The 13,801-nt window shown below is 73.1% G+C and carries 16 protein-coding genes and 1 riboswitch; of the genes, 11 read left to right on the top strand and 5 right to left on the bottom strand.

Features of this window, described 5'->3' with window-relative positions:
- Nucleotides 1-70: 70 nt before the first annotated feature.
- From ACZ6N8_RS27800 to ACZ6N8_RS27770, 7 genes are read left to right on the top strand one after another with little or no spacing between them, the layout of a single operon-like run.
- Nucleotides 71-535, top strand: coding sequence for an acetyl-CoA carboxylase biotin carboxyl carrier protein (locus ACZ6N8_RS27800; protein WP_466013610.1), 465 nt, complete (start codon nt 71-73; stop codon nt 533-535).
- A gap of 18 nt (nt 536-553) precedes the next feature.
- Entirely contained in the window at nt 554-1,996 is a 1,443-nt protein-coding gene (locus ACZ6N8_RS27795; protein WP_466013581.1) for an acetyl-CoA carboxylase biotin carboxylase subunit, read from the top strand.
- Nucleotides 1,993-2,748, top strand: coding sequence for an SRPBCC family protein (locus ACZ6N8_RS27790; protein WP_466013579.1), 756 nt, complete (start codon nt 1,993-1,995; stop codon nt 2,746-2,748). The genes ACZ6N8_RS27795 and ACZ6N8_RS27790 overlap by 4 nt, the downstream gene beginning before the upstream one ends.
- Nucleotides 2,741-3,136: a cupin domain-containing protein gene (locus tag ACZ6N8_RS27785; RefSeq protein ID WP_466013577.1), complete on the top strand. Its 396-nt coding sequence runs from the start codon at nt 2,741-2,743 to the stop codon at nt 3,134-3,136. Before ACZ6N8_RS27790 ends, ACZ6N8_RS27785 begins: the two co-directional genes overlap by 8 nt.
- Complete coding sequence (locus ACZ6N8_RS27780) at nt 3,133-4,407, top strand: beta-ketoacyl-[acyl-carrier-protein] synthase family protein (protein ID WP_466013575.1); 1,275 nt, start codon at nt 3,133-3,135, stop codon at nt 4,405-4,407. The genes ACZ6N8_RS27785 and ACZ6N8_RS27780 overlap by 4 nt, the downstream gene beginning before the upstream one ends.
- A 22-nt stretch (nt 4,408-4,429) precedes the next feature.
- Nucleotides 4,430-5,677 carry a beta-ketoacyl synthase N-terminal-like domain-containing protein gene (locus tag ACZ6N8_RS27775; RefSeq protein ID WP_466013573.1) on the top strand — a complete coding sequence of 416 codons (1,248 nt, stop codon included), beginning with the start codon at nt 4,430-4,432 and terminating at the stop codon, nt 5,675-5,677.
- A complete protein-coding gene (locus tag ACZ6N8_RS27770) occupies nt 5,674-5,997 on the top strand; it encodes an antibiotic biosynthesis monooxygenase family protein (protein ID WP_139582326.1) in 324 nt (107 codons plus the stop codon). Before ACZ6N8_RS27775 ends, ACZ6N8_RS27770 begins: the two co-directional genes overlap by 4 nt.
- 199 nt (nt 5,998-6,196) lie before the next feature.
- Here the strand turns inward: ACZ6N8_RS27770 and ACZ6N8_RS27765 are convergent, their stop codons facing one another.
- Nucleotides 6,197-7,105, bottom strand: coding sequence for an aminoglycoside phosphotransferase family protein (locus ACZ6N8_RS27765; RefSeq protein WP_466013571.1), 909 nt, complete (start codon nt 7,103-7,105; stop codon nt 6,197-6,199).
- 162 nt (nt 7,106-7,267) lie between these two features.
- Here ACZ6N8_RS27765 and ACZ6N8_RS27760 point away from each other — a divergent pair, with 162 nt between their 5' ends.
- A complete protein-coding gene (locus ACZ6N8_RS27760) occupies nt 7,268-7,528 on the top strand; it encodes a hypothetical protein (protein WP_364364662.1) in 261 nt (86 codons plus the stop codon).
- A 61-nt stretch (nt 7,529-7,589) separates the two neighbouring features.
- On the opposite strand, the gene ACZ6N8_RS27755 is transcribed toward ACZ6N8_RS27760, so the two are convergent.
- The gene (locus ACZ6N8_RS27755) at nt 7,590-9,026 is read right to left on the bottom strand and encodes a glycine hydroxymethyltransferase (protein ID WP_466013569.1); all 1,437 of its coding nucleotides are present in this window, start codon (nt 9,024-9,026) and stop codon (nt 7,590-7,592) included.
- A 19-nt stretch (nt 9,027-9,045) separates the two neighbouring features.
- Nucleotides 9,046-9,135, bottom strand: a riboswitch (ZMP/ZTP riboswitch).
- Between the two features lie 147 nt (nt 9,136-9,282).
- Between ACZ6N8_RS27755 and ACZ6N8_RS27750 the strand changes: the two genes are divergently transcribed.
- Nucleotides 9,283-10,089 carry an SDR family NAD(P)-dependent oxidoreductase gene (locus ACZ6N8_RS27750; RefSeq protein ID WP_466013567.1) on the top strand — a complete coding sequence of 269 codons (807 nt, stop codon included), beginning with the start codon at nt 9,283-9,285 and terminating at the stop codon, nt 10,087-10,089.
- Between the two features lie 78 nt (nt 10,090-10,167).
- On the opposite strand, the gene ACZ6N8_RS27745 is transcribed toward ACZ6N8_RS27750, so the two are convergent.
- From ACZ6N8_RS27745 to ACZ6N8_RS27735, 3 genes are all read right to left on the bottom strand, one after another.
- Complete coding sequence (locus ACZ6N8_RS27745) at nt 10,168-10,668, bottom strand: hemerythrin domain-containing protein (protein ID WP_364364671.1); 501 nt, start codon at nt 10,666-10,668, stop codon at nt 10,168-10,170.
- An 81-nt stretch (nt 10,669-10,749) separates the two neighbouring features.
- Nucleotides 10,750-11,619: an NAD(P)H-hydrate dehydratase gene (locus ACZ6N8_RS27740; protein ID WP_466013565.1), complete on the bottom strand. Its 870-nt coding sequence runs from the start codon at nt 11,617-11,619 to the stop codon at nt 10,750-10,752.
- Complete coding sequence (locus ACZ6N8_RS27735; protein WP_466013563.1) at nt 11,603-12,334, bottom strand: histidine phosphatase family protein; 732 nt, start codon at nt 12,332-12,334, stop codon at nt 11,603-11,605. The genes ACZ6N8_RS27740 and ACZ6N8_RS27735 overlap by 17 nt, the downstream gene beginning before the upstream one ends.
- 137 nt (nt 12,335-12,471) lie before the next feature.
- Between ACZ6N8_RS27735 and ACZ6N8_RS27730 the strand changes: the two genes are divergently transcribed.
- Nucleotides 12,472-12,798 (top strand): hypothetical protein, encoded by a 327-nt coding sequence (locus ACZ6N8_RS27730; RefSeq protein ID WP_466013561.1) that lies wholly within the window; start codon nt 12,472-12,474, stop codon nt 12,796-12,798.
- A gap of 22 nt (nt 12,799-12,820) precedes the next feature.
- Nucleotides 12,821-13,792: a DNA polymerase domain-containing protein gene (locus ACZ6N8_RS27725; protein WP_466013560.1), complete on the top strand. Its 972-nt coding sequence runs from the start codon at nt 12,821-12,823 to the stop codon at nt 13,790-13,792.
- The last annotated feature ends 9 nt before the right edge of the window (nt 13,793-13,801 follow it).

The following is a 13,801-nucleotide window of genomic DNA, read 5'->3' as shown; positions in this document are numbered from 1 at the left end:
CGGGCACGGCGGGCCGCCGCCCGACGCGCCGGACGGACACCGGCCCGACGAGACGGCCGGCGGCGAGGAGGTGCTGGCCGGACTGCGTCGGCAGGCACGGCATCTCGTCGCCGAGCTGACCGGGCCGGTGCGCCGGATCCGGTTGCGCAGCGGGTCGACGGTGCTGGAGGTGGAGTGGCACCCGGGCGAGGCGGTGCGTGCCGACGTACACCCGGAGCCGCCGCCGGTCCCGGTGCTGCCTGTCCCGCCGGCGCCCGGCCCGCCGCCGGCGCTGATCCGGCCGTCGGTGCCCGGACGCGCGGCCGTGCGGGCACCGATCGTCGGCACCTTCTACCGGTCCCCGGAGCCCGGCGCGGCGCCGTTCGTCGCGGTCGGCGACCTGGTCCGGCCGGGTCAACCGATCGCCATCGTCGAGGCCATGAAGCTGATGAACGAGGTGACCGCCGACCGCGCCGGCCGGGTGACAGCGATTCTCGTCGAGGACGGCCAGCCGGTCGAGTACGACCAGCCGCTGGTCGAACTGGAACCGGCCTGACGGCGCGGGTGGGTGAGCATGTTCGAGACCGTGCTGATCGCGAACCGGGGCGAGATCGCGCTGCGGGTGCTGCGGGCCTGCAAGGAGCTGGGCGTCCGCACGGCGGTCGTCTACTCCGCCGCCGACGCCGACTCGCCTGCCGTCCGGCTCGCCGACCAGGCCGTCCGGATCGGACCGGCGACGAGCCGACGCAGCTACCTCAACGCCGCCGCCATCGTCGAGGCGGCCCGGCAGGTGGGCGCGCAGGCCGTACACCCCGGCTACGGGTTCCTCTCCGAGGACGCCGACTTCGCCGAGATCTGCGCCGACAACGGGCTGATCTTCATCGGCCCGCCACCGGCGGTGATGGCGGCGCTCGCCGACAAGTCGTCGGCCCGGGCCCTGATGAGCCGCGCCGGCCTGCCCCTGCCGGCGGGAAGCGTCGCGCCGGTGCCGACAGTAGCGGCGGCGGCCGAGGTGGCCGACAGCGTCGGCTACCCGGTGATCGTGAAGGCCGCCGCCGGTGGCGGCGGCCGGGGAATGGCGGTGGTGCGCACCCCCGCCGACCTACCCCGGGTGTACGCCCGCACCCGCGCCGCCGCGCAGGCCGCGTTCGGCGACGACCGGGTGTACGTCGAGCGGTACCTCACCGAGGCGCGGCACGTCGAGGTGCAGGTGCTGTGTGACTCGCACGGCAACGGCGTGCACCTGGGCACCAGGGACTGCTCGGTGCAGCGCCGGCACCAGAAGCTCATCGAGGAGGCGCCCGCCCCGGCGCTGCCCGCCGGCGTCCTGGACGCCATCGCGGAGACCGCGCTGCGCGGCGCGCTCGAGGTCGGCTTCGTCGGCGCGGGCACGCTTGAGTTCCTTGTCGACGCCGAGGAGCGGTTCCACTTCCTGGAGATCAACTGCCGGATCCAGGTGGAGCATCCGGTCACCGAGATGGTCACCGGCATCGACCTGGTGCACGAGCAGCTGCACATCGCCGCCGGGGTGCCGCTGCGCTGGCGGCAGGAGGAGATCCGCCTGCACGGCGTCGCCGTGGAGTGCCGCGTCAACACCGAGGACCCGGCGCGCGGCTTCGCGCCCACCCCGGGCCGGTTGGAACGGTTCACCCCGCCCGGCGGCCCCTTCACCCGGGTCGACACCCACGCCAGCGCGGGCTACGTGATCGGCCCCTGGTACGACTCGCTGCTCGCCAAGGTCGTCGTGTGGGCGCCCGACCGGGAGTTGGCGCTCAACCGGCTCGAACGCGCCCTGGAGGAGTTCGACATCGCCGGGTCGGGCGTACGCACCACCATCCCGTTCGTCCGGCGGGTGCTCGACGACGCCGCGTTCCGCAAGGGCCGCTACACCACAGGCCTGGTCGACCGCCTGCTCGCCGCGCCCGCACCGGCGCCCGCGCAGCGGCCGACGGGCACCCCCGCACCCCGCCCCGCGCCCGCCGCGGAGCCCGACGTATCCCACAGGAGGAACCGATGACCGTCACCCATGGTCGCCCGATGACAGCCGAGATCACCGACATCCTGGTGGCGCACTGCGGCCTGGACGCCGACGCCGCGGCCCGGGCGCCAGCCGCCTCGCTGGAGGAGCTGGGCATGGACTCCCTCGCCCTGCTGGAGCTGTCCGCTGTCGTCGCCGACCGGTGGCAGGTGACCATCGGGGAGCAGGCCGGCCAGCTGAGCATCCCGGCGGTCGCCGACCTGGTCGCCCGCCGCGTCGACCCGCCCGGGCACACCGAGAACGACGTGCTCATCGACGCGCCGCTGCCGGTGGTCTGGGAGGTCACCAACGACGTGGCGAACTGGACCGAGCTGTTCACCGAGTACGCGGTGGTGGAGATCCTGCACCGCGAGGGGCACACCGTGCGGTTCCGGCTCACCATGTACCCCGACGAGAACGGGGTGTCGTGGAGCTGGGTCAGCGAACGCACCGCCGACCCGGTGAGCCACCAGGTCCGCGCGCACCGGGTCGAGACCGGGCCGTTCGAGTACATGCGGATCCACTGGCGGTACTCCGAGGAGGCCGGCGGCACCCGGATGACCTGGACGCAGGACTTCGCCATGAAGCCGACCGCGCCCGTCGACAACGCCGGCATGACCGAGCGGATCAACACCAACAGCGTCATCCAGCTCGCGGTGATCAAGGACCGGGTGGAGCGGATCGCCCGCCAGCGCGCCGAGCAGGACCGCCCGGCTGCCGGCGACGAGTCGACGGAGGCCGGCGATGAGTGACCTCGGCACGCGGCCGATCGCCGCGGCGGACGTACCCCCCGACCGTCGGCGCGGCGGTGAGCTGCGGGTGCTGCTCGGCCCCCGCACCGTCGGCAGCACCTCCGGCTTCCTCGGCGTGGCCACGCTCGCGCCGGGGGAGCGGATCGCCGAGCACTACCACCCGTACAGCGAGGAGTTCCTGTACGTGGCCCGTGGCGCGATCACCGTCGACCTGGACGACCAGCCGACGCTGCTGGCCGCCGGCGAGGCGCTGTTCGTGCCGGTGAACGTGCGGCACCGACTGCGCAACACAGGCGTCGAACCGGCCGAGGTGGTCTTCCACCTGGGCCCCTTGGCGCCCCGCCCCGAGCTGGGGCACGTCGACACCGAGTTGGTCGAGGCGTCGTGACCGGGCGCCGCACGGTGGTGACCGGCGTCGGGGTGGTCGCCCCCGGCGGCGCCAGCCGGGACCGCTTCTGGAAGACCATCACCGAGGGGCGTACGGCCACCCGGCGGATCAGTTTCTTCGACCCGTCGCCGTTCCGCTCCCAGATCGCCGCCGAGTGCGACTTCGACCCGGTCGCCGCCGGGCTTACCGACGCCGAGCGGCGCCGCGCCGACAGGTACGTGCAGTTCGCCCTGGCCTGCTCGGCCGAGGCGGTCGCCGACGCCGGCCTGGTGCTCACCGACGCCGAGCGGGACCGGGCCGGGGTGGTGCTCGGCACGGCCGTGGGCGGCACGATGGCCCTGGAACAGGAGTACGTCACCGTCAGCGACCACGGTCGACGGTGGCTTGTCGACGCGGCACGCGGAGGCCCGTACCTGTACCAGGCGTTGGTGCCCAGCAGCCTCGCCGCGGACGTGGCCTGCCGGCACGGGCTGCACGGCCCGGCGCAGGTCGTCTCCACCGGCTGCACCTCGGGCATCGACGCCATCGGCTACGCCCACCAGCTGATCGTGGACGGTGAGGCCGACGTGGTGTTGGCCGGCGCCGCCGACTCGCCGATCTCACCGGTGACCGTCGCCTCGTTCGACGCGATCAAGGCGACCAGCCCGGACAACGACGACCCGGCTCACGCCTCGCGCCCCTTCGACGCCGATCGGCACGGCTTCGTGCTTGCCGAGGGCGCGGCAGTGCTGGTGCTGGAGGAGGCCGGGCGCGCCCGGCGGCGCGGGGCGCACGTCTACTGCGAGGTCGCCGGCTACGCCAGCCGCAGCAACGGCTACCACATGACCGGGCTGCGCCCGGACGGGCTGGAGATGGGCCTCGCCGTCACCGACGCGCTGCGGCAGGGCGGCATCGCACCGGAGCAGGTCTCCTACATCAGCGCGCACGGCTCGGGCACCCGGCAGAACGACAGGCACGAGACCGCCGCGTTCAAACGGGCCCTGGGCCAGGCCGCGTACCGGGTGCCGATCAGTTCGATCAAGTCCATGGTGGGGCACTCGCTCGGCGCGATCGGGTCGATCGAGATGGCCGCCTGCGCCCTCGCCATCGAGTTCGGGGTGGTGCCGCCGACCGCGAACTGGAGCACCCGGGACCCGGAGTGCGACCTGGACTACGTACCGAACGAGGCGCGGGAGGTCCCGGTGGACGTGGCGCTGTCGGTGGGCAGCGGATTCGGCGGGTTCCAGTCGGCGATGGTGTTCCGCCGCCGGCCCCCGGCGGTGGCGGCGTGAGCGGCGGCCCGGCGGTGGCCGGGTGACGGCCCGGGCGGTGGTGACGGGCATCGGCGTGGTCGCTCCCAGCGGCGTCGGCGCGGACGCGCACTGGCGCACCGTGCTGGCCGGCACCCGTCGTACCGGCCCGATCACCCTGTTCGACCCGGCCGGCTACCCGACCCGGCACGGCGGGCAGGTGCCCGACTTCACGGCCGGCTCCTACGCCGACAGCCGCCAGCTGGTGCAGACCGACAGGTGGACGCACCTGGGCTTCGCCGCCACCCGACTCGCGCTCGCCGACGCCGGCCTGCCCGAACGGGCGCCCGACCCGTACGGCTACGCGGTGACCCTGGCCAGCTCCTCGGGGGGCAACCTGTTCGGTCAGCGGGAGCTGCAACGGCTCTGGGGTGGCCCGTCGCGCACGGTCGGGGCGTACCAGTCGATCGCCTGGTTCTACGCGGCAAGCGTCGGGCAGCTCTCCATCCACCACCAGTTCAAGGGCCCGAGCGGGGTGCTCGTCGCGGAGACCGCCGGCGGGTTGGACAGCCTGGCGCACGCCGCCCGCGCGGTACGCCGGGGCACGCCGGTGGTGATCGCCGGGGCCACGGAGTGTCCGCTGAGCCCGTACGCGCTGGCCTGCCAGCTGCGCTCCGGGCTGCTCAGCGACGTCGACGACCCGCAGCGGGCGTACCGGCCGTTCGACGCCTCGGCCAGCGGCTACCTGCCGGCGGAGGGCGGCGCGGTGTTCGTGGTGGAGGAGCTGGGGCACGCGTTGGCGCGGGGCGCGCGGATCTACGGCGAGGTGAGCGGCTGGGGCTCCACCCACGACGCCGCGCACACCACCGCGGACAGCGCCGGTGACGTGGGGCAGTACGCGCGGGCGATGCGGCTGGCGCTGGACCGGGCCGACGTCGCGGCGGCGGGGATCGACGTGGTGCTGCCCGACGCCCTGGGTGTGCCCCGCTACGACCGCAGCGAGGCCGAGGCGCTTCGTGCAGTGTTCGCCGACCGACCGCCCCCGGTGACGACCCAGAAGCCGTTGACCGGGCGGGCGCACCAGGGCGGGTCGGCGCTGGACGTGGCCACGGCGCTGCTCGCCTTCGCGCACGACACGCTTCCCGCGTCCGCCGGCCCGGACGTGGTGGCCGACGGATGTGAGCTGGACTTCCTGCGCGAGCACCGGCGGCCCCGCAGTCGGCTCGCGCTGGTCTGCGCGCGGGGATTCGACGGGTTTAACAGCGCGCTTGTCCTGCGCGGGGCAGCGCCGACGAGGAGAGAGACACAATGACCGAACAGCGGGCCCGGGTGGTCTTCCTGGTACGGGTGCCGGTGCCGCGCACCGAGCAGTTCCTCGCCGCGTACGAGGAGGTGCGGCATCTGGTCGCGGACGGTGTGCCGGGGCACCTGGTCGACCAGGTGTGCCGCTCGTCGACCGATCCGGAACAGTGGCTGATCACCAGCGAGTGGGAGAGCCTCGCGGACTTCGAGAGCTGGGAACGCAGCCCCGAGCACCGGGACCTGGTGCGCCCGATGCGGGAGTGCTTCACCGACGCCCGCTCGCTGCGCTTTCACATCCACGCCCAGACACCGGCGCTCGCGCCCGGCTGACCAGGCTCAACCGGCGAGGCTCACCTCGGCCAGGTACACGCGGGTCCGTCCCTCATGGGACGAGTAGTAACTGACCCACAGCAGGCCGTCGTGCCAGACCCGGACCGAGGCCGGCGGGGGCGTGCGGCCGGTGTCGCCGACCCGCACCTGCGGGGGCCGCCCCCGCCGGTGGCCCCGGAACAACCCGTCCGGTACGGACTCAGCGCGCCACCGCGTGCTCGGCGAGCAGTTCACCGAGCACGTGCCGGGCCCCGGCGGCCCAGTCCGGCCGCGGGTCGCCCAGGGTGATCAGGGCCTTCCACAGTGCCCATCCACGCCCGCGTGCCCAGGTGGACTCGTCGAGTCCGAGCGCGTCGCGGAAGGCGGCCCGGCTGTCGCCGCGCAGCAGGGTCCAGGCGATCACCGTGTCGCAGGCCGGGTCCCCGACGCCGCAGCAGCCGAAGTCGATGACGGCGGCCAGCCGGCCGTCGCGCACCAGCACATTGCCGGGCGCGACGTCGCCGTGGAACCAGACCGGCGGTCCCGTCCAGGTGGCGTCGAGGGCGGCCCGCCACATCCCGGTGACCACGTCGACCGGCAGCCGGTCGCGGTGCTCCTCGATCGCGGCCCGGGTCTCGGCGTCGTACGTGGACAGCGGGCCTCCCCGCCAAGCGCTGTGCGCGCCGGCGACCGGCCCGTCGGTGGCGTCCACCGCACGCAGGGCGCGCAGGAAGGCGGCGAGGTCCGTGGCGAACCGGGTCAGGTCGCCGATCCGCTCGCCCTGGGCGGTCTGCCCGTCGATCCACCGGTACACCGACCAGGCGTACGGGTAGCCCGCCCCGGCCCGGCCGTACCCCAGCGGGACGGGCACCGGCACCGGCAGCCGTGGCCCGAGCACCGGCAACCAGCGCTGCTCCTTGGCGACCTGCGCGGCGTACCCCGCGCCGCTGGGCAGCCGCACCGTCATCTCGTCGCCCAGGTGGAAGGTGCGGTTGTCCCACCCGCCGAACTCCACCGGACGGACCGGCAGGTGTGCCCAGTGCGGGAACTGCTCGGCCACCAGGCGGCGGACCAGCGGCACGTCGATGCGGTCGGCGTCGGCGTCCGGTCCCTCGGCAGATGCGTTCACCTGGTCGAGCCTGCGCGGCGCCCCGGTCGCTCGCAACCGGTTTGCCACCGGGCCGGTCGTCTCCAACCACGGCGGCCGGCGACCTCGCGGGTTGACACACCGCGTTCACCGGATGGCAATGCGCGACTGCCCGCGTTCCGCCGTCCTGGGTGGACGGTCATAATGGGCCGCATGGTTGCCTGGGAGTACGCCTTGCTCGTCCGTCGCTATCAGGGACAGGGCCGCAATTTCCACGTCTCGTTCGTCTGGTACGGCCCAGACGGCTCGCGCAAGGACATCACCGCCTACGGCGACACCGCCATCGCGCACCTCAACCGCGCGGGTCGGGAGGGCTGGGAGCTGGTCTCCGCCGCCGAGGACGTGAACAACGTCCAGGGCAGCACCGAGGTCCACCGCTACCACCTCAAGCGCCCGCTGAACTGACCCGTCCGGTCGCCCGCCCGACACGTCGGGCGGGCGACCGGGTTGGGCCGCGACCGCGCGGTCAGGACAGGTCGATGCCGGGGTAGAGCGGGTGGGGGGCCAGCAGGTCGGTGGCCTGGCGGGAGATCTTGTCGGCCAGGGCCGGGTCCAGCGCGTACTTGGCCTTGGACGGGGTGCCGTCGCTGTTGGCGGCGGCGGTCGTCTGGGTGAGCACGGTGTGGATCAGTTCCGCGGTCTGGTCCATCTCGGCGGTGCCCAGGCCCCGAGTGGTCAGCGCCGGGGTGCCGATCCGGATGCCTGAGGTGTACCAGGCGCCGTTCGGGTCCTGCGGGACCGAGTTGCGGTTGGTGACGATGCCGGAGTCGAGCAGCGCCTGCTCGGCCTGCCGACCGGTGAGCCCGTAGCCGGACACGTCGATCAGCACCAGGTGGTTGTCGGTGCCGCCAGTGACGAGCGTCGCGCCGCGGCGCAGCAGCCCGTCGGCGAGGGCCTGCGCGTTGTCCACGATCCGCTGGGCGTAGTCGGCGAAGTCGGGGCGGCGGGCCTCGGCCAGGGCGACGGCCTTGGCGGCCATCACGTGCGGCAGCGGACCACCGAGCACCATCGGGCAGCCCCGGTCCACCTGGTCGGCCAGCTCCGGCTGGCAGAGCACCATGCCGCCGCGCGGGCCGCGCAGCGACTTGTGGGTGGTGGTGGTGACGATGTGCGCGTGCGGCACCGGGTCGAAGTCGCCGGTGAACACCTTGCCGGCCACCAGGCCGGCGAAGTGCGCCATGTCGACCATGAAGGTGGCGCCGACCGAGTCGGCGATCTCCCGCAGGATCCGGAAGTTCACCTTCCGGGGGTACGCGGAATACCCGCCCACGAGGATCAGCGGCTTGAACTCGCGGGCCGCCTCGGCGACCCGGTCGTAGTCGATCAGCCCGGTCGCCGGGTCGGTGCCGTAGCTGCGCTGGTCGAACATCTTGCCGGAGATGTTCGGGCGGAAGCCGTGGGTGAGGTGACCGCCGGCGTCCAGCGACATGCCGAGCATCCGCTGGTTGCCCAGCTCGCGGCGCAGCGCGAACCAGTCCGCCTCGCTGAGGTCGTTGACCTGGCGCACCTGCGCCTTCCTCAGCGCGGGGGACTCCACCCGGTCGGCGAGCACCGCCCAGAAGGCCACCAGGTTGGCGTCGATGCCCGAGTGCGGCTGCACGTACGCGTGCGCGGCGCCGAACAGCTCGCGGGCGTGCTCGGCGGCGAGCGCCTCGACGGTGTCGACGTTCTGGCAGCCGGCGTAGAAGCGACGCCCGACGGTGCCCTCGGCGTACTTGTCACTGAACCAGTTGCCCATCGCCAGCAGCGTCGCCGGGGAGGCGTAGTTCTCGCTGGCGATGAGCTTGAGCGACTCCCGCTGGTCGGTCAGCTCGGCGCCGATGGCGTCGGCCACCCGCGGCTCGACAGCCCGGATCACCTCGAGGGCGCTGCGGAATGCGGTGGACTCGGCGTTGTGCGACATGCGACCTCCAACAGACGTGCGGGAAGGCCCAGGCGCTCGGCAAACGTCCTCGTGACGGGGCCGCTCCCCGATGGTTGTCCATCCCCACGCGCCAGTAACGGCCCGAACCGATCCTACCGGGCCGGTCGCGGCGTGCCCGGTCCGACCTCCGGACGCGACCCGCCGACGTGGTTGGACGGCCCGCCCCGGGGCACTCGGTGGGTGACTGCCGCACCGGGCGGTGCGGTCACCGTCCGCACGAGAGGGAGTCGACACCATGACCACACCCACCTCCGACCGGCCGCTCGCCGTCGTGACCGGGGCATCGAGCGGGATCGGGTACGAGTTGGCGGCGCAGTTAGCCGAGCACGGCTTCGACCTGGTCATCGCCGCGCCGGACGACGGGATCGACGCGGCGGCACAGAAGCTGCGCCGCGACGGCGGCCCGCAGATCCGCCCGATCCGCGTCGACCTGGCCCGTGAGCAGGGCGTGGAGGACCTGGTTGCCGCCGTCGCGGCGACCGGGCGTCCGCTGGACGCGCTGGCGCTCAACGCCGGCCGGGGCGCCGGTGGCGCCTTCGTCGGGGGCACCGAGCTGCGCGACGAGCTGGAGATCGTCGACCTGAACGTGCGCTCGACGGTGCACCTGGCCAAGCTGCTGCTGCCCGCGATGGTCGAGCGGGGTACGGGCCGGGTGCTCTTCACCTCGTCGATCGCCGCCACCATGCCGGGGCCGTTCCAGGCGGTCTACAACGCGTCGAAGTCGTTCGTGCAGTCCTTCGCCGAGGCCCTGCGCAACGAGCTGAAGGACACCGGCGTCACGGTGACCGCGCTGATGCCCGGGCCGACCGACACCGCGTTCTTCGAGCGGGCCGACATGCAGGACACCCGGGTGGGCTCCGGCAAGAAGGACGACCCGGCCGAGGTCGCCGCCCAGGGCTTCGCCGCGATGATGAAGGGCGACCAGACGGTCACTGCGGGTTCGCTGTTGAACAAGGTGCAGACCGCCGCCGGCAAGATCATCCCGGACAAGCTCAAGTCCGAGCAGCACCGCCGGATGGCCGAGCCCGGCTCGGGCGACTGATCACCGTCACGCCGCGAGCGCGGTGGCACACGACGAGGGCCCGGCAGCACGCCGGGCCCTTCGTCGTACGCGTGTGGTTCAGGCGGTAACCGCGTCGATCGCCTTCTTGATCGCCTTGGGTGCGGTGGGGGTACGCGGCGCGTCCGCGCGCAGCGCGATCATCTTCTCGCCGATCTCCTGGAGCTGCTTGCGGCCCAGCGCCTCGCGCACCTTGGGGAACCACTCCTCCTCTTCCTCCTCGACGTGGTGCGTCACGTTCTCGATCAGCACCGTCGTCTTGGCGTTGAAGCGCTCGTCGTCGGCGCTCATGCTGGCCAGTTCGGCGCAGAGCACGTCGGCGACGTGGTGTTCCTCGTACGACTCGAGGATGTCGTCCTCCAGGTCGGGCAGCAGCCGGCGGACCTCCGGGTACATCACCTCGTTCTCCAGGTAGGTGTGCACCGTCAGGGCCTCCAGGATCTGGTCCACCAGCTTCTGCCGCTGGCTCGCCGGCCCCTCCTCGGCGTCCTGGAAGGCCTTGAACAGGCGGCGCATCTCCTTGTGGTCGTCCTTGAGCAGGACGATGGCATCGTTCGACACCGGCGTGACCTCCCTGAAATCTCGTCTGGTGTGCTTCCGGTACCCCCACGGCGAACTGGGCAAACAGGAGGTAGTGCGCGATCAGACCATGGCCAGGGTGCGCGGGATCTCGTCGAGCAGTTCCCGGGCCAGGAAGCCGATCCGGCCGTACCGGGGGATCAGCCGCTGGCCGCTCACCGCGTGCGCGAACGACCCCCAGCAGGCCGCCTGCGCCGGGTCCGCGCCCCGCGACAGCAGCCCCGCCAGCAACCCGGCGAGCACGTCACCGCTGCCGGAGGTGCCCAGCCCGGCGTCGCCGCTCTCCTCCCGCCACCTCCGCCCGTCCGGCGTGGCCACGTGCCCGTAGAGCGACACCACCGCGTCGTACCGGGCCGCCAGCTCGGCAGCCTCGGCGTCCAGGTCGTCGCCCGGGTCGCGACCGAGCAGGTGCCCCGCCTCGGTGACGTTGGGGGTGAGCACCACCGGCCGGCCCGAGCCGACAAGCAGTCCCGGGTCGTGACTGAGGGCGCCGAGGGCGTACGCGTCGAGCACCAGCGAGGTTTGCGGCCGGGCGGCGTCCAGGACCAGGCTCAGCAGACGGTTCGTCTCGTCGATCGCCTTCAGGCCGGGGCCGAGGGCCACCACGTCGGCCTGTGCGACAAGCTCGCCGAGCTGGCCGTCCCGGTCGGCGTCGACCGCGCCGTCGGGCGTCTCCGGCAGCCCGACCACGAGCGCCTCGGGCACCTCGATGCTGAGCGTGGCGGCGGTGGACTCGGCGGCGGCGAGCTGGAGCACCCCCGCGCCGGCGCGCAACGCCGCCACCCCGGCGAGCAGGACAGCGCCCGGGGTGAACCGGGAACCGCCGACCACCAGCACCGTGCCCCGGCTCTCCTTGCCGCCGGCCGGCACCGGCAGCGCCCAGTCCCGCAGCAGCCCTGGCGTGATCACCTTGACGTCAGACCGGCTCGGCATGGATCTCGTCCTCCCTGGTCGCCTCGGCGCCCTGCTGACGCAGGTGCTCGACATCGTTGAACGTGCTGAGGACCAGTCGGTCGTCGGCGTTCGCCGACCATTCCGTGATCGAGCAGTTGGCGATCACCTGCTGCCGCGTGAGCGCCATCAGCTCCTCCTCGGTCAGCCCCTCCACCAGATAACGAAGCAGGAAGACCAGCGCGTCGTGGCCGAAGAGCAGCACCCGGCAACCCTCGTGGTCACGACGCAGGTCCCCCAGCAGCGTCCGCAGTCGTAACGCCACGTCCGTCCACGACTCTCCGCCCGGCGGCCGGTAGTAGAACTTGCCGAGCCGGGTCCGACGCTCGGCCTCGTCCGGGTAGCGGCGCCGCACCCCGTGCCCGGTCAGCCCGTCGAGGATGCCCAGCTCCCGGTCGCGCAGCCGCTCGTCGCGGTGCACGGGGATGTCGGTGCCGGCAAGCGCCAGCCGCGAGGTCTGCACCGCCCGCAGGTACGGCGACACCACGGCCACATCCGGGCGCTTCGCGTCCGGCAGCTCGGCCAGCCAGCGGCCGGTCGCCCTGGCCTGGTCCTCGCCGGTCGGGGAGAGTGGCACGTCGGCGTCACGGTGGGTGAGGTCGATCAGCTCCGCGCCCGACGCCTCGGCGTGTGTCGCCGCGACGTTCGCGGTGCTCTCGCCGTGCCGGACGATCCAGAGGGTTGCCAGTTCCGCCATGCCGACCCCCCTACCCGGGCGCCGTCGGCGGTAACCGCGTGGCCCGACGCCGTGCCGGGCGGGCGGCGCCGTCGGCCTCGGGGCAGCGGCGGGACGGGTAGACGGGCGACAATGTCCCCCTACGGGGGTGGTGGACGATGACTGTCCTGCGGGGTCTGCGGGAAGCGTTCGTGTTGTTCGTGATCGCCGTGCTTGTGGTCGCGGTCGCGGCGGCGCTCTGGGTGGCGGTCGCCGGCGGTGACTTCACGAATCGGTTGGGCATCGCGTTGATCGTGGTCGGGGCACTGTCCGGCGTGACAGGTGACCTGACGCTGAGCCGGATCGGCATGCTGGACGCCCGCTCGGCCTTCGGCGTTGCACCGGAGCGCGAGGAGGCCGGCGGCGCGCGCGTGCTCACCGGGGTCGGCATCTTTCTGTTCGTCGGGCTGCCGCTGATCCTGGTCGGTGTGCTGCTGACCACCTGACCGGCGTCGTACCCTCAGGGGCGTGGCCACGGCGGCGGAGGAGATCCAGGTGGGGGAGCGGCTGGTCCGCGTCTCCAGCCCCGACAAGCCGTACTTCCCGGAGCGCGGGCTGACCAAGCTGGACGTGGTGCGGTATTTCATCGCGGTGGGCGACGGCATCCTGCGCGCCCTGCGGGACCGGCCCACCATGCTGGAACGCTGGCCGCGCGGTGTCTTCGAGGGCGCGACGATCGCCACCAGGCAGACCAACCGGGGTGACGCCTTCTACCAGAAGCGGCTGCCGGCGGGCGCGCCCGAGTGGGTGCGTACGGCGCACATCACCTTCCCCAGTGGCCGAACCGCGGACGAGGTAGCACCCAGTGAGCTGGCCGTGGTGATCTGGGCGGCCAACCTGGGCACCCTGCGCTTTCACCCGTGGCCGGTGAGCGCCGCCGACGTGGAACGACCGGACCAGCTGCGCATCGACCTGGACCCGATGCCCGGTGTCGGCTTCGAGCAGGTGGTGCCGGTGGCCCGGGAGGTGCGCGCGTTCCTCGCCGAGCTGGGCCTGACCGGCTACCCGAAGACCACAGGCGGGCGGGGCCTGCACGTGTACCTGTCGATCGAGCCGCGGTGGAGCTTCGGCGAGTGCCGTCGGGCGGTGCTCGCGTTGGGCCGCGAGATGCAGCGCCGACTGCCGGACCTGGTCACCACCACCTGGTGGCGGGAGCAGCGGGACCGGCCGGTCTTCGTCGATTACAACCAGATGTCGCGGGACCACACGATGGCCTCGGCGTACTCCATCCGGCCCACGCCCCGGGCGCTGGTGTCGGCGCCGCTGGACTGGGCGGAGCTGGACGACGCCCGGCCGGAGGACTTCGACGTGCTGTCCGTGCCGGCCCGCTTCGCCGAGCGTGGCGACCCGCACGCGGGTCTGGACGGCGACAGGTTCTCGTTGGAGCCGCTGCTGGAGTTGGCCGACCGGGAGGGCCTTGAGGCCCCGCCCGAGCGGTGAGCCCGCCCC

This window comes from Micromonospora sp. NPDC047521, assembly GCF_055587305.1.
The sequence above is the reverse complement of the archived record's forward strand: the minus strand, read 5'-3'. Positions and strand labels throughout refer to the sequence as shown.

Coding starts and splice junctions, on each gene's coding strand:
- ACZ6N8_RS27795 (WP_466013581.1), top strand. CDS start 554: ATGTTCGAGACCGTGCTGATCGCGAACCGGGGCGAGATCGCGCTGCGG.
- ACZ6N8_RS27735 (WP_466013563.1), bottom strand. CDS start 12,334: ATGGCGGAACTGGCAACCCTCTGGATCGTCCGGCACGGCGAGAGCACC.
- ACZ6N8_RS27740 (WP_466013565.1), bottom strand. CDS start 11,619: ATGCCGAGCCGGTCTGACGTCAAGGTGATCACGCCAGGGCTGCTGCGG.
- ACZ6N8_RS27770 (WP_139582326.1), top strand. CDS start 5,674: ATGACCGAACAGCGGGCCCGGGTGGTCTTCCTGGTACGGGTGCCGGTG.
- ACZ6N8_RS27755 (WP_466013569.1), bottom strand. CDS start 9,026: ATGTCGCACAACGCCGAGTCCACCGCATTCCGCAGCGCCCTCGAGGTG.
- ACZ6N8_RS27730 (WP_466013561.1), top strand. CDS start 12,472: ATGACTGTCCTGCGGGGTCTGCGGGAAGCGTTCGTGTTGTTCGTGATC.
- ACZ6N8_RS27785 (WP_466013577.1), top strand. CDS start 2,741: ATGAGTGACCTCGGCACGCGGCCGATCGCCGCGGCGGACGTACCCCCC.
- ACZ6N8_RS27790 (WP_466013579.1), top strand. CDS start 1,993: ATGACCGTCACCCATGGTCGCCCGATGACAGCCGAGATCACCGACATC.
- ACZ6N8_RS27750 (WP_466013567.1), top strand. CDS start 9,283: ATGACCACACCCACCTCCGACCGGCCGCTCGCCGTCGTGACCGGGGCA.
- ACZ6N8_RS27760 (WP_364364662.1), top strand. CDS start 7,268: ATGGGCCGCATGGTTGCCTGGGAGTACGCCTTGCTCGTCCGTCGCTAT.